We start from the raw sequence: 19,386 nt of genomic DNA, 5'->3' as shown, positions 1-19,386 counted from the left end.
GATCTTGGTTGAGGGGGAATGTTGCCACATTTCCCCTTACTTTTTGTGTTTGTTAAATTTTAATAGTTCAATAGTTAAAGTTCAAAAGGTCCCATAGTTTACTTCATAAGTTCAATTATGGACGGTTTATCGCGTTAATGATGATCTTCTTTTTGTCAATGCGGTACTGAAATGGAGATGTAAACCGTAGCGCTTCTAATGTCTGATCGACTGTTTCGTTAATAAAAGTTCCTGTGAAGCGGTAATCTTCTACCTGCTTGTCTTTAAAAATGATCTGTACATCGTACCATCTTTCCATTTTAAGTGCTATGTCGGCAAAGCGCTCATTGTTAAACACAAGACAATTCTCTTTCCAGGCTGTTTCTGCTACAAGGCTGTCGTGCGGATTTACCGTCACTTCTTCCAGCCGGTATGCTTCCCTGTCCGGATTTCCGGGAACAGGTGCTGAAACCACCTTTGGTTGCTGTTCTCCGTTAAATAATACAATCTTTTGGTTGGGGGATAAAATGACCTTCTCCGGTACCTCCCCTTTTATTGTTACTTCTACTTTCCCCTGTATTAATGAGGTTTCTACTGTTTTATCCTCATCATAAGCCCTGACGTTAAAAGTCGTCCCTAATACTGTAATGTCCATCTTTTTCGTATGGATGATAAAAGGTCTTTGTTCGTCTTTAAATACATCAAAAAACGCCTCTCCTTCCAGCACTACCTGCCTGCTGTCGTCTTTTCCGTAATCATAGGTCAGCTTACTGCTTACATTAAGGAAAACAACGGATCCGTCGGGCAATGTAACCGTCGTACGGGACCCATGCCGGGTAGCTATTTCGCTTACCAGTTCTTTATTGTCGGTGTTCGTCTTTTTATGGTCACGCAGGCTCCACCATCCGGCCACCATCACCAGTAGCAGCGAAGCTGCCACCGCCATCACACGGATACCATTCCTTCTCAGCCAGGACCTGTTCTCCGGTATGACCGGAAGTATGGCAGATGGCGTTGCAGTGACCTGGAAATCTTCCGGGTACAGTTCCTGCATACGCTGCATATGCTTTTCCAGCGCGGTTTCCGTTTCCCCCGTATTGTCAGGTGTACGCAGCTCCAGTTCCCTGATCAGGGATGCCTGATAACTCAGTTGTGCATCCTCTTTTAACAACATCTCCAGCTCCCTCAGTTCATCTAACGTGGCTTCACCTGATATCTTTCTTCCCAGCAATATCCAGGTTCTGTCTTGACTCATAAAATTTTTTATGGGCTTTACACTTAATAAGACAAGAGATTTGCAGACATCTACTAAGTCTTTTGAAAAAAAATTTAAAAAAAGTACCGCTAACGTTTGGGCAGGTATAAACGGAGGGATTCACTGATCTTTTTACAGGCAATAGCCATCTGCACATCGATCGTGTTGACAGAGATTTCCAGTATGCTGGCCACTTCTTTATACTTAAGGCCATCTTCCCTGATCAGTTTATAGATGATCTTACAGCGGGGTGGCAGGTTATTGACCGCTTCTGCCATTTTCCGGGCCATTTCACCGGATATCATCAGTTGTTCGGGCGTATTGTCAGCAACAGTCAGTTCTACAGATAGTTCGTCGAGGCTAAAATGCTGTAACTGTTGTTTATTCAGGTAGTTAAGAGCAGTGTTACGGGTAGATACATAGAGGTATATCTTCAGGTTGCCGACTTGTAAGAGCCGTTCCCTGTTCTTCCAGATGTTTACGAAAACGTCTGAAGCTATTTCCTCTGCTGGTTCGCTGGATTTTACGATGGAAGAAGCAAACTGGCACAGCGGCTTGTAGAAAAGCCTGAATAACTGCCTGTATGCATTTTCGTCCCCTGTTGCAATCCTCCCGGCGAGCATCTGTATAGTGGCATGATCTGGCTGCACTACGAAATTGGTTGATATTAGTTGATTGACCCCTGCGTTTACTACTAATTAATGATTCTCTACTGGTGGCGGATAAAGTTAAAATAAAAAATGCTTAATACTAAACACATGTTCAATATTAAGCATTCAAAATAATTTGAAATAAATGGATACTGTCAGGTTATAACATTTCCATACCTGTTACCCAGACAGTCCAGTCTTTATCGAATTTATACCATTCATTTTTGGGGCCTTCCCATTTCCATTCCGGCACTTCTGACCAGCTCGTGCCTTTATCAGCGCTCCACATCAGTTTACTATCGTTTATTTTCAGGCAGTTCCCATCTTTATCGCACCATATACCGTCGTCCACGGCAGTCCATTTCTTGCCATTGGTGCTCGACCAGAGCTTCCCGTCTTTATCTAACTTATACCAGTAGTTTTTCTTGTCTTTCACCCCACTCCAGATACCGTCTTTAGCTTTAGACCATTCCTCGGCAGCATATTTACTGTATACCGGCCGGGGAGTTGCTGCATTTGTGTTTACACTGGCAGCCAGGAAGAGGCAGATGCAAAGCATCGTTAAAGGTGACCTTTTCATAAACATGTAGATTTTAAAGATTGAACTGACCGGGTACGTGACAACAGGGCTGCTTGTAGCGCCCCGGGCGGAATAGCGGAATATTTGAGGTTGGGCAGCGGTTATGCCCTTATAACCGCTTTATTTTTGCAAGGTTCCGATAGTTTCTATCAATAATTAACGCGTTTTAACCACTGATGGTTTTATCTCATTTCCGTGTAGTATGTTAAGGGTATTCTGTACGTTTATCGAAATCTTATGAATATAACTTAAACAAAACCCCGAAATCCTATGTGGATAGAGAGATTTTTTTTAATTTTCCGTCTCGTTTTTAAACCGCATCTAATCCAAAACATAGATCATGACGCTTAATCATCAGGAAATTGAACTGATCGACAGTTTCGAACAAATAGCCGTGGATATATATCCTACTGCTAAAGACGGTTCCAAAGCAGTTGCGCAGGAAATAGCAGCACTGATTAAAGAAAGGCAGGGTTCTAACAAACCAGTTGTACTGGGCCTTGCAACCGGTTCAACTCCCAAATACCTGTATGCAGAACTGGTAAGACTGCATAAAGAGGAAGGGCTTAGCTTTAAAAATGTAATCACTTTCAACCTGGATGAATATTATCCGCTGGAAGCAGATGCACTTCAGAGCTACAACAGGTTCATGAAAGAGCAGCTCTTTAATCACATTGATATTCCTGCAGAGAATTGTCATGTTCCGGACGGCACTCTGCCTAAGGAAAAAGTGAAAGAATATGCCGCTGAATATGAGCGCCGCATAGAAGCAGCCGGTGGTATTGATCTCCAGATCCTGGGCATCGGCACAAACGGTCATATCGGTTTCAACGAGCCTGGTTCTACCCTGACCTCACATACTCGCCTGGTTACCCTGGATAACGCTACCAGACAGGCTAACGCATTCGAGTTTGCCAATATGAGCCAGGTACCTCGTCTGGCCATCACCATGGGTCTGAGCACAATTTTCAAAGCAAAACGCATTATACTGCTGGCATGGGGTACACACAAAGCCAAGATCGTACGCAGGTCTGTAGAAGGCCATAGCACCGATCAGGTTCCTGCATCCCTGCTGCAACAGCATCCTGACTGTAAATTCGTGATCGACGAACAGGCAGCTGAAGAGCTGACCCGCTTCAAAGAGCCTTGGCTCACCGGCGACTGCGAATGGACACCTAAACTCCGTCGTAAAGCAGTAACCAACCTGGCTTTAAAACTGAACAAGCCGATCCTGATGCTCACAGACAGAGACTACAACGAAAACGGTCTGAACGACCTGATCGTACAGTATGGTTCTGCCTATGAACTGAACATCGAAGAGTTCAACGGTATCCGCGACACCATCACTGGATGGCCAGGTGGTAAACCAGGCGCACAGCTGCCTAGCCATCCTGAACGTTCAGAGCCGCTGCACAAACGCGTACTGATCTTCTCCCCTCACCCCGACGATGATATCATCTCCATGGGAGGTACCTTCATCCGCCTGCACGAACAGGGACACGATGTACACGTAGCGTACCAGACTTCCGGTAACATCGCTGTTACAGATGAATTCGTACTACGTTTCATCGACTTCGCCGTAGGTTTCGAAGGTATGTTCGACATCGACCGTAGCAAGAGCTCCCAGATCCTGGAAGATGCGAAAGCATTCCTCCGCGTGAAGAAGCCTAGCCAGAAAGATACACCTGAGATCCGCGCCATCAAAGGCCTGATCCGTCGTGGTGAAGCAAAGGCTACCTGCCGCTATGTAGGTATCCCTGAAACGAATATTCACTACCAGAACCTGCCTTTCTATGAAACAGGTACGATAGAGAAAAAACCAATGGGTGAAGAAGATATCCAGATGACGGTAGACCTGCTCCGCGAAGTAAAACCTCAGCAGATCTTCTGCGCAGGCGACCTCGCTGACCCACACGGTACCCACAAGGTATGTCTGGACATCATCTTTGCAGCATTGGAAAGACTGAAACACGAAGACTTCATGAAAGACTGCTGGGTATGGCTGTATAAAGGTGCATGGCAGGAATGGAACATCCATGAGATCGAAATGGCTGTACCAATGAGCCCTGACCAGGTATTACAGAAACGCCTGGGTATCTTCATCCACCAGAGCCAGAAAGACGTGGTACCTTTCCAGGGTACTGACCTCCGTGAGTTCTGGGAAAGAGCGGAAGACCGTAACGCAAATACCGCTAACCTGTACGATCAGTTAGGTTTGCAGAAATATGCGGCTATGGAGGCTTTCGTGAGATATCATTTCATGTAATCGCCAGCTTTAAAAATACATTTGACCCTCGTTCGGAAACGAACGGGGGTTTTTTATTTGTTTTCCGTAGCTTTATTACATGACACTCGCTACAGCCATATCGATTGCAGTGGAGGCCCATGCCGGCCAGCTGGACAAATACGGAGCCCCTTATCTCAAACATGTGATGCGGGTAATGGAACTCGGTAAAACAGAAGACGAAAAGGTCGTTGGTGTGCTGCATGATGTAGTAGAAGATACCTCCTGGACCTTCGAACAGCTGGTGGAGAAAGGCCTGACGTCCTATCAGCTGGAAGCCTTGCGCTGTGTGACCAAGTTGTCTGAAGATGAAGACTATGATCACTTCATTAACCGTACTATCACCAACCGGCTTGCCTGCGCGGTGAAAATAAATGACCTGACAGACAATATGGATATCAGGCGTATTCCAGAAATATCAGAAAAGGATATCCCCCGCTTAAACAAATACCTCAGGGCTTACAATAAAATTGCCGCTGTCATTTCCGGTAAATAAATATTTGCTACATTTAGACGACATAAATTTTAAACCAATATCTGTCTTAGTTAGTAATGCATTGCTAAACCTATTATGTTTGTAATCTGCATATCCAAATTAAAAACTAGAAGACGTTATGAATCTGGTTCCTGCCGGCAAGGCTGCGACCTATTTGGCCTTATTACGTGCTATTGAATCGAACCGCCCTGAAAATAAGCGCTTATTTTATGATCCTTTTGCGAAACTTTTCCTGCCATCCTCTCTCAGACTGGTTGAAAAACTGTCTCATGTCCCTTTTCTGAATAGCTTCATTGCCTGGTTTATAGACAGGAACTGGAAGGGTGCGCTCACCTGCTGCTCTGCCAGAACAAGACTGGTTGATGTGATGATCGAGAACACCATTCACGATGAAGGCGTGAACCAGGTGATCGTATTCGGCGCCGGCTATGATTCCAGGGCCTTACGCCTGAAAACAAAGAAACGTATACAGTTCGTCGAAATAGACCACCCCAGCTTCCAGGCTGAAAAAAGGGAGATACTGGACAGGAACTGGCGCAGGAATGGCCGGGAAGCAATGGTCAATTATGTGCCCGTAGACTTCGAAACCCAGGACCTGGATAATGTGATCACCCAGATCTTCCAGCAGGGCCACTATAAAACCATGTTCGTCTGGGAAGGGGTAACCAACAACCTGACAGCCCCTTTCGCTACCCGGGCCTTTGACTACTTCAAAAGCTTCCGCCCCGGTACCATCATTGTTTTCACCTATGTAGACAAAGAGATGCTTGACAAGCCCGAAAAGTTCACCGGCGCAGTGAGCGTTACAAAGCTTTTACGCCGCAATAACGAGTTCTGGAACTTCGGTATCGATCCTGCCGGTATAAAGGAATTTCTGGCCTCCTACAACATGGAACTGCTATATAACCTCGATACACCCGCCTTCCGCCGCATGTACTTTGGCGATGACGCCGCTGACATGAAAGGCTATGAATTTTACCGTGTAGCCATGGCACGGGTCAGATAACCATAAGGCTTCCTCTTAATCATCTCCCGATACAGCGCAGACGTCAAATCCTGCGCAGGCTGTCAGCGCCCTTAAACCGGTGTCTGCTATCCCTGCTATCCCTGTCTGCTATTTACTATATCCCACATATAAACTATCTGATACCCACATATGACCCATATATAACCCATATCTTTATAGATATGGATTAAATATGGGTCATATATGGCTTATATATGGGTTATATATGGGTTATCTCAGGGAATGCACTGGGATAGCGGCTTTACAAAGACTGTTTAAAAACATTATTATATACTGATTTTACTACCATTAGATTTTACAGTAACAGAATATTATATATTATGCACATTCACATTTTTCAACATGTCTCTTTTGAGGGTCCGGGGTGCATTTTAGACTGGGCTCATACACATCACCATACGGTTACTTATACCAGGTGGTATGAACATCCGATGCGGACGGATATGGCAAGAGTTGATCTGCTGGTCATTATGGGAGGGCCCATGAGCGTACACGATGAAGCAGCACACCCCTGGTTGCAAGCAGAAAAACAATGCATCCTGGAGGCCATCCAGGCAGGTAAAAAGGTACTGGGCATCTGCCTTGGGGCACAACTCATTGCCACCGCCCTGGGGGCCAATGTATATGCCAACACACAGAAAGAGATCGGCTGGTTCCCGGTGGTGTACGCTACCGCCCTGCTGCCACCTGCCCTGGCGGTAGAACTGCCTGAAGCCCAGACCGTTTTTCACTGGCATGGAGATACGTTTGACCTGCCCGAAGGGGCCATAGGTTTTGCCGCCTCACCGGTTACCCGTAATCAGGCCTTCCTGATAGGGCATAATGTGATAGGGTTGCAATATCATTTTGAGGCAACCCCGGAATCGCTCAGCGCCATGGTGCAGCATGGCATAGAAGAACTCGTCCCTGCGGCTTATGTGCAGGATGCAGATACGATTAAAAGCGAACAGCGATATATAGAGGGAGGTAACATAACGATGTTCCGTTTACTGGATTTCCTGACTAGCAATTACGAATGATCATTCGTAATTTTAAACTCTTATGGACACATACGATATACTCATAGTAGGGGCCGGCCCTATTGGCATAGCATGCGGGCTGGCGGCACAAAAGGCAGGATTAAGTTATGTTATTGCAGAAAAAGGATGCCTTACCAACTCCCTCTACAATTATCCGCTATACATGACCTTCTTTTCCACTTCGGAAAGGCTGGAAGTCGGCGGTATCCCCTTTGTCTCGATCAGCGCCAAACCGATGCGCCCTGAGGCGCTGGAATACTATCGCAGGGTCACTATCTCCAATCACCTGAATGTGCGCTTATTCGAGCCCGTAGAGGACATTAAACGCACGGGGGATGATTATACCATCACCACCGATAAAACGACCTATAAAGCCCGGCATGTGATCATTGCCACAGGCTTTTATGATATTCCCAATATGCTGAACATACCGGGTGAACACCTGGCCAAGGTCAATCACTACTACAAAGACCCTCATTTCTATGCGGCGCAGAAAGTAGTCGTGATAGGCGCCAACAACTCTTCTGTGGATGCTGCCCTGGAAACCTACCGGAAAGGCGCCGACGTTACCATGGTGATCAGGGAAGAAGGGATCGGGAAACGGGTGAAATACTGGGTGAAACCGGATATAGAAAACCGTATTAAAGAAGGTAGTATCAAGGCTTATTTCCACTCCCACGTAAAAGCCGTCAGGGAAAATGAAGTGGATATCTTAACGCCGGAAGGTATGGTTACCATACAGAATGATTTTGTGCTGGCACTGACAGGCTATCAACCTAATTTCAACTTCCTGGAAAAAGTGGGTATTACCCTGAGCCGTGATGCGAAGAAATATCCTACTTACAATCCGGATACCATGGAGACGAATATGCCTGATGTTTACCTGGCAGGTGTGGTTTGCGGCGGGATGGATACGCATGTATGGTTCATTGAGAACTCAAGAGATCATGCAGATAAGATCATTACGCATATAGCAGGGAAGATGCGAGAATAACAGACACCCCGCATGGGCTACAAACAGTCAGCCCGCCTAAATGAGGCGGGCTGACTGAAGCAATTGAGCGCATCGAGGCTCTCTGTAATATGTTCCTGCTGAATAATCAGACGATATTCACTTCTCTTTCCAGCTCCACACCGAACTTCTCCTCCACGCTGTCGAGCACCCGCTGCGATAAACGATAGATCTCATCGCCGCTAGCATTACCATAATTTACCAGCACCAGGGCCTGACGGGCGTGTACACCTGCATCTCCTTCCCTGAAACCTTTCCAGCCACACTGTTCTATCATCCAGCCTGCTGCCAGCTTATAATCGCCGTCAGCTACGGGATAGGCAACGATATTCGGGAATGATGCTTTCAAGGCTGCATGCTTTGCCGCATCTACTGTCGGGTTCTTGAAGAAGCTACCAGCATTACCTATTTCCGCCGGATTAGGCAGTTTGGAACTACGGATATTGATCACCGCCTGACTGATGGCTTTTATACTCAACTCCTGCACACCCATATGTTTCAGTTCTTCTTCGATGGCACCATAGCTGGTGTTGAACTGCGGATGTTTGGATAAACGATAGGTCACAGAAATAATCGCAAACTGTCCCTTGTATTTGCGTTTGAAAACACTTTCACGGTATCCGAACTGACAATCGGCGTTATTGAAGGTAACGAGCGTATGGTCCTGCAAATGATAGGCTTCCAGCTCATGGAAGCAATCCCTGATCTCCACACCATAAGCACCGATATTCTGCATAGGGCTGGCGCCTACATTACCAGGTATGAGCGACAGGTTTTCGAGTCCTGCGCGGTTATGTTGGATGCAATCCATCACAAAGCCATGCCAGTTCTCTCCTGCCCCTACTTTCACATATACGTACTGGTCATCTTCACGTACTACTTCGATGCCTTTTACTTCATTCTTTAAGATGATCCCTTCAAAAAAATTGCGGACAAAGAGGATATTACTACCACCTCCCAGTATCATATGAGGCAACTCCGGTAAAGGCGGATTTTCCAGCAGTTGCTTCAACTCATCTATGGATGTAAAAGTTGCGAAGAAACGTGCCTGGCCACCAATGCCAAACGAATTATAAGACCTGAGCGAAACATTTTCGGATATGCGCATATGATCGTAAATTTAGTATAAAGCTGCGCTGCAGCATTCAACAACCGACAAATATAATAAAACCATGCCTCAAACTGCTGTTGTAATAGGCGCTACCGGACTCACAGGCACGACGCTGGTCACTTTACTGCTGCATGATCCTAACTTCAGTAAGGTAAAGGTGCTGTTGCGCAGCCCTTCTTTCAAACAGCGGCCTGGCCTGGAAGTCGTGCTGGTTGATTTTAATGATGAGGAAGGCCTCTCTGAGGCTTTGCAGGGCGATGTACTCTTTTGCTGCATTGGCACCACCATCCGTCAGGCAGGCTCCAAAGAACGGTTCCGCGAAGTGGATTTCGAAATACCCGTACGCTGTGCTACCCTTGCCCGCAGGCATGGTATACAACAGTTCCTGCTGATCTCTGCCATCGGCGCCAACGCCCATTCCCGCAATTTCTACCTCCGCACAAAAGGAGAAGTAGAGCAGGCGGTGGAAAGGTTGGGCTTCCCCTCATTGCATATCTTCCGTCCCTCTATCCTGATCGGTATACGCAAAGTATTCCGACTCAAAGAATGGCTGGGAATAGTGCTTTCGATGGTATTCTATTTTCTGTGGCAGGGACGCTGGCGGAAATATCGTCCTGTTAAAGCGGCCAATGTTGCCCGTGCGATGCTCACCGCATCAAAGAAAGCACCCGATGGTACACACGTGTATGAATATGATGCCATTAAGGAACTGGCGGCGCAGGGAAGATAAAGATCATGTACAATCCACATCCGGTACAATGATCACCGAACGGAACTGCTTTTCTGCCAGCAGCCTGATAAAATGCTCCTGTAACAGCCGTTTGGTATTGGCGATAACTTTTGAATCGCGGGGTAACTTAATCAGCATTTCCTGCAGGTAATTATTGCGTACACGCCCTACCAATGGTACGGCAGGTCCCACCAGTCTTGGCCCTATATGCGGCCGCAACCAGTTGCCTAATACCTGTGCAGCCTGTTCTACGGTCTGCTGATTCTTATGTTTGAGGGTAATCTTCAGCAAGCGGTAAAAAGGTGGATAGCCAAAACGCTCCCGCTCTGCAATTTCCGCAGCATACATCGCTTTGTAGTCATGGCTGGTGACATAATGCAAGATTGGATGGCGTGTATTGCTGGCCTGTATAATTACTTTCCCTTTTCCATGTTTTCTACCGGCACGTCCACTCACCTGTTCCATCAGCTGAAAAGCCCTTTCATTCACACGGAAGTCGGGGAAGCTCAGTAAACTATCTGCACTTAATATTCCCACCAGGTTCACATTCTCAAAGTCCAGTCCTTTCACCACCATCTGCGTGCCTACCAGGATGTCTATACCGCGCTGTTCCAGCAGCTGGATCATCTTGTTATGACTATCCTTGTTGCGCACAGCATCCATATCCATACGGGCTATACGTGCCTTCGGAAACAGCTGCTGCAGATCGTCTTCTATCTTCTCGGTACCAAAACTTTTCGGAATGAGCGTCTGACTGCCACAGGCCGCACAGGTCTGCGGATAAGGATAGCGGGTACCGCAATAGTGACAATGCAGTTTATCCTGGTTACGGTGATAGGTCAGGGACACGTCACAGTTCTTACAATTGGGTATCCAGCCGCAGGTAGTACACATCAGGAAGGGCGCATATCCACGCCTGTTCTGGAAAAGGATCACCTGTTTATCGGCTGCCATACTGTTGCTGATGGCGGCATTGAGCTGTGGCGTGAAGTTCTCCTGCATATTCTTTTCTGCACGTTCCTTCTTTACATCCACAATTTCTATTTCCGGCATTTCCAGTCCGCCGAAACGCTCCATCAACTCCACCAGTCCGTATTTCCCCTGCTGTGCATTGAAATAGGATTCCAGGGAAGGCGTAGCGGAACCCAGTAATACCTTGGCGCTGAACAATCCGGCGTAATAGATAGCCGCATCTCTGGCGTGATAACGGGGGGCAGGGTCCTGCTGTTTGTAGGAGGTATCGTGTTCCTCATCCAGGATGATCATGCCCAGGTCACGGAAAGGCAGTAATAAGCTGGAACGTGCGCCCAGCAATATCTGCAGTTCGCCGGTCTTTACCTTATTCCAGATCTCTACCCTTTCGTTGTTATTAAAACGGGAATGATAGATTCCGATCTTCTTACCAAAATGTTTCTGCAGGCGACGCACGATCTGTGCTGTCAGGGCTATTTCCGGCAGGAGATATAATACCTGTTTACCACTGGCCACATATTCCTCGATCAGTTTTACATACAACTGTGTTTTACCGCTGGATGTAACGCCATGCAGTAAGGTGACCTGTCTGGCCGCAAAGCTGCTACGTACTTCCGCCAGGGCTTTCTCCTGTGCAGGACTGAGTTCAAAGTCGATCTGTACTTCTGCTTTACCATTGCCAGGCACACGGTCTACCACCCGCTGCTCTATCCACACCACGTTTTTGTCTACCAGTCCTTTCAGCTGTGCGGTGGTAGCGCCTGATTTTTTCAGTAGTTCACTCTGCAGTACACTGCCCTGTGTTTTTACCAGGTGGAGATAAGCCAGCAGCAGTTCCATCTGCTTAGGTGCCCGGGATAGTTCATTGAAGAGCGGCGCCAGTAGTTCTTCGTCTTCGTATTGCGCATGCAGCTGCACATAGTTCTCCTTCTTCTCCTTATAGACCTCTTTCAGCTCTTCATACACCAGCAATACCTTCTTTTCTATCAGCTTCTTGATGGTAGAGTATACGTCTGCCTTATCGAGAATCAGCTGTACTTCTTCTATTCTCAGTTCTTTTCGTATATGCAGGGCTTCTGCCACCATGTATTCATCATCATCGAGGGCAGTGAAATCATCGCCATAGGCGTCGTTAAACAGCAGCAAGGTCTCGCTGGAGAGCTTCAGGTGGGCGGGCAAGGCGGCATTCAGCACTTCCCCTTCACTGCACATATAATAAGACGACAACCATTGCCAGAATGACAGTTGTGTAGGATATACTACCGGATCTTTATCCAGCATATCCAGGAGAGGCTTGGTCCTGTAATCGGCCGGGGCCTGTTCATGGATGGCCTTTACAATACCTGCATATTTCTTCTGTTTGCCCAGTTGTACGGCCACACGGCTGCCTACCTTCAGGGTTTCCTCCATATGGGGAGGCACCGAGTAAGTGTAATTCTTTGGCAGGGCCAATGGCAGTATGACGTCAGCAAACTTCATTTGAAATTGTTATACACTAGCTTTCAATTCCCGTTCCATAATATCAAACACCTGCTGTTTCAGGGTTGGCAGGTCGTCCATTGTCAGTCCGGCAACAGGTACAGGAGGCAGGTATACCACCCGGCAGCGACCAGGATTCAGGTTGAATCCCTGGGCGTGGAGGCGGTCTCCATTATCGAGATACAGGACAGGCTGAATGGGCGTCTGCGTTTCAATGGCTATACGGAAAGCACCGTTATGGAATGGTTGTAGCGGTTGATCGGTGTGATTGGTAGTTCCTTCAGGGAAGATCAGGATAGAGACACCTTCTTTGAGAACGGCTATCATCTCTCTTACGCTACGCGATCGGGCTTTGGCGTCCTTGCGGTCTACCAGTACAACCGACTGTTTATAGATAAACCCGAAAAAAGGGATCTTTTTCATTTCAATCTTTCCCAGCGGACGGAAAGGCAGGCGCATGACCTGTACGGCCAGTGCAGCATCGAGATAGGAACGGTGATTCACCACAAACAGGTAAGGGGTTTTATCCTTCCTGTCATGCTTATAAATTCTTTTCACCCTTATACCTACTGCAGGAAACCAGGTATGAGACCAGAAGCGAAGGAAATAGAAGATGATGTTCCCTCCTTTCACTCTTCCAAAGAATGAAGCCACGAAAATAGGTGGTAGGATGAGGAACATGATAGCAAGAAAAACAATTACAGCGTATATAATATACACTACATGCAACGGTTTGAGCAGTAACTTCATAATAATGCCAGTCTCTTTATTAGTCGGATCGAAGCCGGAAAATTACTGCTTACAGATGGAAATACCTAATTACAGCTGCAAGTCCAGTCCTTGTCCAGATCAATACAGGTAACGACGCTGGTCGTATCTTCACAGGGAGCGAAGACCACCCGGAGGTGCTGTCCTTCTTCAGAATAGCCTTCCAATGCATAGGTAGGGCAAGGCTCATCGTGGGGATTGGATTTCTCTGTATTTACACGCCCTGTTTCCAGGATTTCGATCACCTCGGCTTCAGTGACATGGCGGCAGGCCATCCGGCATCTGGCGTGACGGGTATATTTCAGTGGCGCGTGCCGGTCGAGGATTGCCGGGTAGCTGCCAGTATTAGCTGTGTTTTTGCGGTTTGCCCTGGCGATACTTGTGTTACCGGAAGCAGACACACGCGGAGGCCGCTGAGGTCCTTTCCACCATTGTTGCTGCCAGGCCAGCCACAACAATAGTGCTAATAACAACATAGGTACATACTTGCCCTTAGATTTCATGGTTACGCTCTGTTACAAAATATTTCAGCATTTGCTCTGCCGGGCGGCAATCTATACAATTTTGGCAATATAACCAGTATAAAAAAAAAGGTGGTACCTTTGCCGTCCTTATGACAACAGGTAAAAAAGTAGCATTTCATACCCTCGGCTGTAAGCTGAACTTTTCAGAAACCTCCTCCCTGAGCAGGCTGCTGGAACAGGATGGATTTGTGAAGACCGATTTTGAGGAACAGGCCGATGTATATGTGATTAATACCTGCTCTGTTACCGACAATGCGGATAAGGAGTGCCGGCACCTGGTACGCCGTATCCAGCGGAGGGCCCCTGAAAGCATGATCGTCATTACCGGCTGTTATGCGCAGCTGAAACCGAAAGAGATCGCTGAAATTGAAGGCGTTGACCTGGTACTGGGGGCGGCAGAGAAGTTCAATATTGTCGATCATCTGAAAACACTCACCAAAGGCGATAGCGCAAAGATCTGCTCCTGCGATATCGAAGACGTGAACACCTTCCATGCTTCTTATTCACTGAACGACCGTACCCGTACCTTCCTCAAGGTACAGGATGGCTGTGACTATACCTGCGCTTTCTGTACCATTCCTATGGCACGTGGTAAAAGCCGTAGCGACAGTGTGGCCAGCGTGGTGCAACATGCCCATTCCCTGGCAGCCAGCGGCGTGAAAGAGATCGTACTGACCGGCATTAACCTGGGCGACTTTGGTAAAGGCCTGGAAGGCGGTAAGAAAAGAGAAGAAACCTTCTTTGAACTGATACAGGAACTGGATAAAGTGGAAGGCATCGAGCGTTACCGCATCTCTTCCATTGAACCTAACCTGCTGAGCAATGAGATCATTGAATTTGTAGCCAACAGCAAAAAGTTCATGCCTCATTTCCACATTCCCCTTCAGAGTGGCAGTAATGATATACTCGGCCTGATGCGTCGCCGTTACCGCCGTGAACTGTATGCAGAAAAGGTCGCACTTATCAAACAGTTCATGCCGCATTGCGCCATTGGCGTGGATGTGATAGTAGGCTTCCCCGCAGAATCTGATGCCCACTTCCAGGAAACATATGATTTCCTGCATTCACTGGACATCAGCTACCTGCACGTATTCACCTATTCTGAACGTGCCAATACCGCTGCGCTTGATATTACACCTGTAGTACCTGTGCACGTAAGGAATGAACGCAACAAGATGTTGCGTAACCTGAGCCATAAGAAACAACAGTATTTCAATGAACAACATCTTGGTGAAACAAGAAAGGTACTGTTTGAAAAACATGGCAAGGATGGAATGATGGAAGGATACACGGATAACTACATCAAGGTGACAACACCTTATCGTCTTGAATGGACAAATCAGCTGATAGATTGGGAACTGAAATAGTGTGAGAGAAAATATCTGTTAATAAATTCAGTCGTCTCAAATCCTTTGCAGTAAGGTGTTCTAGCATAATACAAATTGAGAGGTCACTTACTTTTTTCAAAATCTTCTCAAAAAAATTTGGTAGAATAAAAATAGTTTATACCTTTGCAATCCCATCAGACGAAAGGCCTGACGGTAACGAAGAAAAAAAGAGGGAGTTTAGCTCAGCTGGTTCAGAGCATCTGCCTTACAAGCAGAGGGTCGACGGTTCGAATCCGCCAACTCCCACTCTTAAATTTTTCACTGATTTTTTTCTTCAAGGGAGTTTAGCTCAGCTGGTTCAGAGCATCTGCCTTACAAGCAGAGGGTCGATGGTTCGAATCCGTCAACTCCCACATATGAAAGGTCCATCTATATAGATGGACCTTTTTTTTTGCGGATCCCGGGGTTGCACCCCGCGCTACAAACAAAACAACCCCTAAAGGGGTTGATTGATGTTTTGTTATGATTACCGGATTCTCCGATTGTTATTTTCCCCCCTCTTTTTTAAGAATTCCCCCCCCTCCCGATCCGGAATAGCTGGTAATTTTAAGTATTAACGATTAAAACCCACGTGTTATGAAAAAATTACTGAATGTACTGTACATATCAGGGGCTATCCTTGTTGCTGGTAGCTGCACTAAAACAAATAATCAGATAGTTGAAACGCCCAACGCCCCTAATACAAACGTAGTATCCACTGAATCTGTAGGCGCAGCAGGTATCTCCGGATTAAACTGGGCCGATGGAAGAGATAATTTTGTAGATGGCTGGGTGATCCCCTCTGGTTTAACGGCCAGTGACAGCTATAGCACAGTAGCTGCCAAAACAGATGCCATTCTTAACGGTTTTTCCAATGCGGTGAACGGCGTAAATACGATACGTATTCCGGTTAATCCACCTTCCGTAGCCGAAAGTTGGTGGGGAAGTTATACGGCGGCTATTGATAAAGCTACCAGTAAAGGCTGGAAAGTTATTATCGCCTGCTGGGAAAGCGCGTCCTCGAAGGATGGTCTGATTGATAACACCACCGACTTCTGGAATATGTGGACCACTATTGTCAATAAATACCAGGGTAACGGCAACGTATATTTTGAGCCGTTCAATGAACCGCATGGATACACGCTGAGTCAATTGACTGGTATATATGCACAGTTCCTTTCAAATTTCCCTAATGTTCCCAAAGGCAGAATCATATTGGATGGTCAGGGCTATTCTGAAAATGTTACCGGTGTCGGTGCAGATAGCCGGTTCAGCAGCTGTTTGCTGGGCCTTCATAACTATGCTTACTGGGCCACCCATAGTGCCGCTGACTGGAGGACTGACTGGAGGAACCGTATAGGCAGTTATGGAAGCCGCACGGTCATAACTGAATTCGGCGCCACTATGAATTCAGGTAAAGATTATCAAAATGGTCCACAATCTGATAATGAAATTGCCTATATCGTTTCAACCAGCGACGTTTGCAGGAACGATAAAATTGCAAGCGTTTACTGGCCAGGTTTACGCGACAACGATTCCTATAGCTTGCTAAAGCGCGGGGGCAGTGGTACCAATATTACTATTTCTACAGTGAACTCCTCCGGCGTTTTCAGGTTGCGTTACGGTTGGGGTTTATAAATGGCAGGAACGCCATCGTCCGCTTTCACCCAACAAACATAAACATTCCGTTAAAGAATAGAAGCCATCTCAATTACTTTTGAGACGGCTTCCTTCTTTTTTTTGCCATCATCCCGGGATTGCGCCCCGAGCGGTTATCTCATCTCTTTCTGTTAATTCTTTTAATCGCCCCTTTAAAAGCCAACATAATGGTACTTGCCCCGTATCCCAATGCGGCGTAAGTTTTATTATTTAAACGGTCATAAATGTAATATCTGAAAATCGGCTGATGGTGTGTCGATCCCTCATTGCCACTGAAAAATTGGGTTTCCATACGTTGGCTACGCTTTACCAAAGAAATCACCAATGCATATTGATAAACAGTTTTATTACTATACTTTGCTTTTGACCCATATATTTCACTCTGTGCGGCAAATTCATATTTAGATGGATAGTTTTCCTTAAGATACGCTATCATCCTTTTTTTGTTTCTCGTCACAAAATTATTAACATAATCATCTGTTTGATAACTTACATAAACTGAGTTCTTAACTACTGACCTATCCTGATCAGCCCAGTCTTCAATCAATAAAATTCCATCAGATGGATTAAAAGCATCGGGAATGGGTTTATTACCGGCACTTTCGGAATCCAGTTGACTTCTGTACCGTTGTGTACTCCCAGGCACGCTACATCCCCAGATAAAAAGCAGTATGACACACAAAACAGAGAAGAAATTTTTCATGGTTTGAATTTAAAAAGGTTTAGGGGTAGATGTTGTGGGGCGACGATTATATACCCTGGATTTTAAAATACCAGGGTGAAGCTAAATTATTAGTTCCGGGTGCAAACTGACAACAGTGATTGAAATTTCAAGAAAATAATAAGCCACAGGCACCAATGACCTGTGGCTTATCTATTTTAAACGATGGCTCAACGTTTCCATTACTGCGCAACTGCACTCTTAGCATGTGCCGCTATCAGCTGGGCAACATAACCGGTGCTTGTTTCAATCGCATTGTAGATATTTATTTCATCCGCCAACCGGGAGACGTGCGCTTTATAACTACTGTCTGCAAGCACCTTATTCACTGCATCCTTCACCAGCTCTGCTGTAGGCGTATCCGTAGCCAGGTTAAGACCCAGATTAAAGTAACCGATACGGGCACATACTTCACTCTTTCCTTCATGTATACCGGCAGCGACCATCGGTAACTTATGTTTAATGCTCAACAGCGTACCGCCATAGCCTCCATTTGTTACATAAACGCTGGCGTAAGGCATGATCTCATCAAATGGAATATAATCCGACACAATGATGTTATCAAACGGATATCGGGCCCGTAATGCGGCTGTCTGGTTGTTGCCGGTGGCAACCACTACCAGTACATCCGTATCTTTGAAGGCGTCCAGTGTCGGAATGATCAGTTTATTGATGTCTTTCTCTACAGTGCCTTGTGTCAGCAGCACGACTTTCTTATATTTTGTCAGGCGTTCATCAAACCAGGGTGTAGTCTGCTCTCCGGAATATGCCATCAGTGCACCCACAAAACGGACATTCTTTCCAATATCGCTGCGTTCATATTCGAAAGAAGGCGTTCCTATCTGGAGATATAAGGAAGCTTCCCGTATCAGCAGATCAAAGAGGAAACCCCTCTGGTGAGGGATGTTATACCCATTCAGCATATCATCAAAGGTATCAGTTGACTTTTTGAACACAACGGCCGTCATCAGCTCGTGCAACTCTGCATACTTTGCTTTTTCCGCTTCACTGGTAGCAGGAGGTAATGCCATCCCATAAGGTGCAAGATCAACAGAGTTCTCTGCCAGTGGAACGATACCTATTGATAGTACAGGTATGTTCATCCCGGATTTAACAAATGGGGTCGCAGTAAATAGCGAATCTGCAATCAGTATATCAAAAGGGAAAGAGGGATAGATTTCTTTGAGATCTTCATAATACTCCGGTGCCCTTTTAGCGAAAAACTCTATCATGTCAAAGTCCAGCTTTGCTCCCGGATCGTCGATCGACGCCCTTTCAGGAAATATAGTATTAACATTGTCCTGGTTCACGTCCAGGGCTCTTACGAAAGGGTAATGCTGAATGCCCAGCTTCTCCAGTTTCTTTGTAAAGAGAGGGGAAGTATACCATCGTACATCACAGCCAGATGCCTGTAAATGTTTTGCCAGTCCGGTCAGCGGGTTAAAATGTCCGTCGGCAGGTACAGTTCCAAAAAGGACTTTTTTGCCTTTCAATTGTTGGTTGTGCTTTGTCATTACTGAAAAGTTGTTTGCTGATTAAATGAGGTCTGTATATACTAGACAGTTATACCTTATCCGTATCCTGTTTTTGGGGGAATGGGTATGTGCGCAAAGTTATGCTGGGGGCTGCGAAGCGCTTATCCCCGAATGCGGTTAAAAGGCATCCCCTAATTCAGGGCAGATTCACTATCTTATTCCTGATCTTAGTACTACTATATCTATGGGAGAATGAGTAATGGAGGGAATGTAATGGT

17 protein-coding genes and 2 tRNA genes are annotated in these 19,386 nt (G+C 46.3%); 10 read left to right on the top strand and 9 right to left on the bottom strand.

Annotated features, from left to right (window positions below; translation table 11 throughout):
* Window positions 1-115 precede the first annotated feature (115 nt).
* The 3 genes from CLV42_RS11300 to CLV42_RS11290 form a co-directional block, all read right to left on the bottom strand.
* Entirely contained in the window at window positions 116-1,234 is a 1,119-nt protein-coding gene (locus CLV42_RS11300) for a FecR family protein (RefSeq protein ID WP_106602029.1), read from the bottom strand.
* 89 nt (window positions 1,235-1,323) lie between these two features.
* Window positions 1,324-1,884 (bottom strand): RNA polymerase sigma-70 factor, encoded by a 561-nt coding sequence (locus CLV42_RS11295; RefSeq protein WP_245901612.1) that lies wholly within the window; start codon window positions 1,882-1,884, stop codon window positions 1,324-1,326.
* A gap of 160 nt (window positions 1,885-2,044) precedes the next feature.
* Entirely contained in the window at window positions 2,045-2,464 is a 420-nt protein-coding gene (locus CLV42_RS11290) for a hypothetical protein (RefSeq protein WP_106602028.1), read from the bottom strand.
* A 340-nt stretch (window positions 2,465-2,804) separates the two neighbouring features.
* Here CLV42_RS11290 and nagB point away from each other — a divergent pair, with 340 nt between their 5' ends.
* The 5 genes from nagB (at window position 2,805) to CLV42_RS11265 (ending at window position 8,284) form a co-directional block, all read left to right on the top strand.
* Complete coding sequence (nagB, locus tag CLV42_RS11285) at window positions 2,805-4,730, top strand: glucosamine-6-phosphate deaminase (protein WP_106602027.1); 1,926 nt, start codon at window positions 2,805-2,807, stop codon at window positions 4,728-4,730.
* A 79-nt stretch (window positions 4,731-4,809) separates the two neighbouring features.
* The gene (locus CLV42_RS11280; protein ID WP_106602026.1) at window positions 4,810-5,244 is read left to right on the top strand and encodes a phosphohydrolase; all 435 of its coding nucleotides are present in this window, start codon (window positions 4,810-4,812) and stop codon (window positions 5,242-5,244) included.
* A 118-nt stretch (window positions 5,245-5,362) separates the two neighbouring features.
* Window positions 5,363-6,250, top strand: a complete 888-nt coding sequence (locus CLV42_RS11275; protein WP_106602025.1) for a class I SAM-dependent methyltransferase — start codon at window positions 5,363-5,365, stop codon at window positions 6,248-6,250.
* Window positions 6,251-6,591: 341 nt separating this feature from the next.
* Window positions 6,592-7,290 carry a type 1 glutamine amidotransferase gene (locus CLV42_RS11270; protein ID WP_106602024.1) on the top strand — a complete coding sequence of 233 codons (699 nt, stop codon included), beginning with the start codon at window positions 6,592-6,594 and terminating at the stop codon, window positions 7,288-7,290.
* Between the two features lie 22 nt (window positions 7,291-7,312).
* Window positions 7,313-8,284, top strand: a complete 972-nt coding sequence (locus tag CLV42_RS11265; protein ID WP_106602023.1) for a YpdA family putative bacillithiol disulfide reductase — start codon at window positions 7,313-7,315, stop codon at window positions 8,282-8,284.
* A gap of 106 nt (window positions 8,285-8,390) precedes the next feature.
* On the opposite strand, the gene murB is transcribed toward CLV42_RS11265, so the two are convergent.
* The gene (gene murB, locus CLV42_RS11260) at window positions 8,391-9,410 is read right to left on the bottom strand and encodes a UDP-N-acetylmuramate dehydrogenase (RefSeq protein ID WP_106602022.1); all 1,020 of its coding nucleotides are present in this window, start codon (window positions 9,408-9,410) and stop codon (window positions 8,391-8,393) included.
* A gap of 64 nt (window positions 9,411-9,474) precedes the next feature.
* Between murB and CLV42_RS11255 the strand changes: the two genes are divergently transcribed.
* Window positions 9,475-10,143: an NAD(P)H-binding protein gene (locus CLV42_RS11255; protein WP_106602021.1), complete on the top strand. Its 669-nt coding sequence runs from the start codon at window positions 9,475-9,477 to the stop codon at window positions 10,141-10,143.
* Between the two features lie 3 nt (window positions 10,144-10,146).
* Here the strand turns inward: CLV42_RS11255 and priA are convergent, their stop codons facing one another.
* The 3 genes from priA to CLV42_RS11240 all read right to left on the bottom strand — a co-directional run bounded on the left by priA (window position 10,147) and on the right by CLV42_RS11240 (window position 13,865).
* Window positions 10,147-12,594 carry a replication restart helicase PriA gene (priA, locus tag CLV42_RS11250; protein ID WP_106602020.1) on the bottom strand — a complete coding sequence of 816 codons (2,448 nt, stop codon included), beginning with the start codon at window positions 12,592-12,594 and terminating at the stop codon, window positions 10,147-10,149.
* A 9-nt stretch (window positions 12,595-12,603) separates the two neighbouring features.
* Window positions 12,604-13,344: a lysophospholipid acyltransferase family protein gene (locus CLV42_RS11245; protein ID WP_106602019.1), complete on the bottom strand. Its 741-nt coding sequence runs from the start codon at window positions 13,342-13,344 to the stop codon at window positions 12,604-12,606.
* 65 nt (window positions 13,345-13,409) lie between these two features.
* Complete coding sequence (locus tag CLV42_RS11240; RefSeq protein WP_106602018.1) at window positions 13,410-13,865, bottom strand: DUF4258 domain-containing protein; 456 nt, start codon at window positions 13,863-13,865, stop codon at window positions 13,410-13,412.
* A gap of 110 nt (window positions 13,866-13,975) precedes the next feature.
* Here CLV42_RS11240 and mtaB point away from each other — a divergent pair, with 110 nt between their 5' ends.
* From mtaB to CLV42_RS11220, 4 genes are all read left to right on the top strand, one after another.
* Complete coding sequence (mtaB, locus tag CLV42_RS11235) at window positions 13,976-15,253, top strand: tRNA (N(6)-L-threonylcarbamoyladenosine(37)-C(2))-methylthiotransferase MtaB (protein WP_106602017.1); 1,278 nt, start codon at window positions 13,976-13,978, stop codon at window positions 15,251-15,253.
* A gap of 192 nt (window positions 15,254-15,445) precedes the next feature.
* A tRNA-Val gene (locus tag CLV42_RS11230) sits at window positions 15,446-15,520 on the top strand.
* Window positions 15,521-15,552: 32 nt separating this feature from the next.
* Window positions 15,553-15,627: transfer RNA gene (locus CLV42_RS11225), tRNA-Val, on the top strand.
* Window positions 15,628-15,850: 223 nt separating this feature from the next.
* Window positions 15,851-16,891: a cellulase family glycosylhydrolase gene (locus CLV42_RS11220; RefSeq protein ID WP_106602016.1), complete on the top strand. Its 1,041-nt coding sequence runs from the start codon at window positions 15,851-15,853 to the stop codon at window positions 16,889-16,891.
* Window positions 16,892-17,030: 139 nt separating this feature from the next.
* On the opposite strand, the gene CLV42_RS11215 is transcribed toward CLV42_RS11220, so the two are convergent.
* Both CLV42_RS11215 and CLV42_RS11210 read right to left on the bottom strand, forming a co-directional pair.
* The gene (locus tag CLV42_RS11215) at window positions 17,031-17,615 is read right to left on the bottom strand and encodes a hypothetical protein (protein ID WP_106602015.1); all 585 of its coding nucleotides are present in this window, start codon (window positions 17,613-17,615) and stop codon (window positions 17,031-17,033) included.
* 200 nt (window positions 17,616-17,815) lie between these two features.
* Window positions 17,816-19,147: a glycosyltransferase gene (locus CLV42_RS11210; protein ID WP_106602014.1), complete on the bottom strand. Its 1,332-nt coding sequence runs from the start codon at window positions 19,145-19,147 to the stop codon at window positions 17,816-17,818.
* Window positions 19,148-19,386 lie beyond the last annotated feature (239 nt).

This window comes from Chitinophaga ginsengisoli, assembly GCF_003014595.1.
Classification (GTDB): Bacteria; Bacteroidota; Bacteroidia; order Chitinophagales; family Chitinophagaceae; genus Chitinophaga; species Chitinophaga ginsengisoli.
The sequence above is the reverse complement of the archived record's forward strand: the minus strand, read 5'-3'. Positions and strand labels throughout refer to the sequence as shown.

Coding starts and splice junctions, on each gene's coding strand:
- CLV42_RS11300 (WP_106602029.1), bottom strand. CDS start 1,234: ATGAGTCAAGACAGAACCTGGATATTGCTGGGAAGAAAGATATCAGGT.
- CLV42_RS11290 (WP_106602028.1), bottom strand. CDS start 2,464: ATGAAAAGGTCACCTTTAACGATGCTTTGCATCTGCCTCTTCCTGGCT.
- nagB (WP_106602027.1), top strand. CDS start 2,805: ATGACGCTTAATCATCAGGAAATTGAACTGATCGACAGTTTCGAACAA.
- CLV42_RS11280 (WP_106602026.1), top strand. CDS start 4,810: ATGACACTCGCTACAGCCATATCGATTGCAGTGGAGGCCCATGCCGGC.
- CLV42_RS11275 (WP_106602025.1), top strand. CDS start 5,363: ATGAATCTGGTTCCTGCCGGCAAGGCTGCGACCTATTTGGCCTTATTA.
- CLV42_RS11270 (WP_106602024.1), top strand. CDS start 6,592: ATGCACATTCACATTTTTCAACATGTCTCTTTTGAGGGTCCGGGGTGC.
- CLV42_RS11265 (WP_106602023.1), top strand. CDS start 7,313: ATGGACACATACGATATACTCATAGTAGGGGCCGGCCCTATTGGCATA.
- murB (WP_106602022.1), bottom strand. CDS start 9,410: ATGCGCATATCCGAAAATGTTTCGCTCAGGTCTTATAATTCGTTTGGC.
- CLV42_RS11255 (WP_106602021.1), top strand. CDS start 9,475: ATGCCTCAAACTGCTGTTGTAATAGGCGCTACCGGACTCACAGGCACG.
- priA (WP_106602020.1), bottom strand. CDS start 12,594: ATGAAGTTTGCTGACGTCATACTGCCATTGGCCCTGCCAAAGAATTAC.
- CLV42_RS11245 (WP_106602019.1), bottom strand. CDS start 13,344: ATGAAGTTACTGCTCAAACCGTTGCATGTAGTGTATATTATATACGCT.
- CLV42_RS11240 (WP_106602018.1), bottom strand. CDS start 13,865: ATGAAATCTAAGGGCAAGTATGTACCTATGTTGTTATTAGCACTATTG.
- mtaB (WP_106602017.1), top strand. CDS start 13,976: ATGACAACAGGTAAAAAAGTAGCATTTCATACCCTCGGCTGTAAGCTG.
- CLV42_RS11220 (WP_106602016.1), top strand. CDS start 15,851: ATGAAAAAATTACTGAATGTACTGTACATATCAGGGGCTATCCTTGTT.
- CLV42_RS11215 (WP_106602015.1), bottom strand. CDS start 17,615: ATGAAAAATTTCTTCTCTGTTTTGTGTGTCATACTGCTTTTTATCTGG.
- CLV42_RS11210 (WP_106602014.1), bottom strand. CDS start 19,147: ATGACAAAGCACAACCAACAATTGAAAGGCAAAAAAGTCCTTTTTGGA.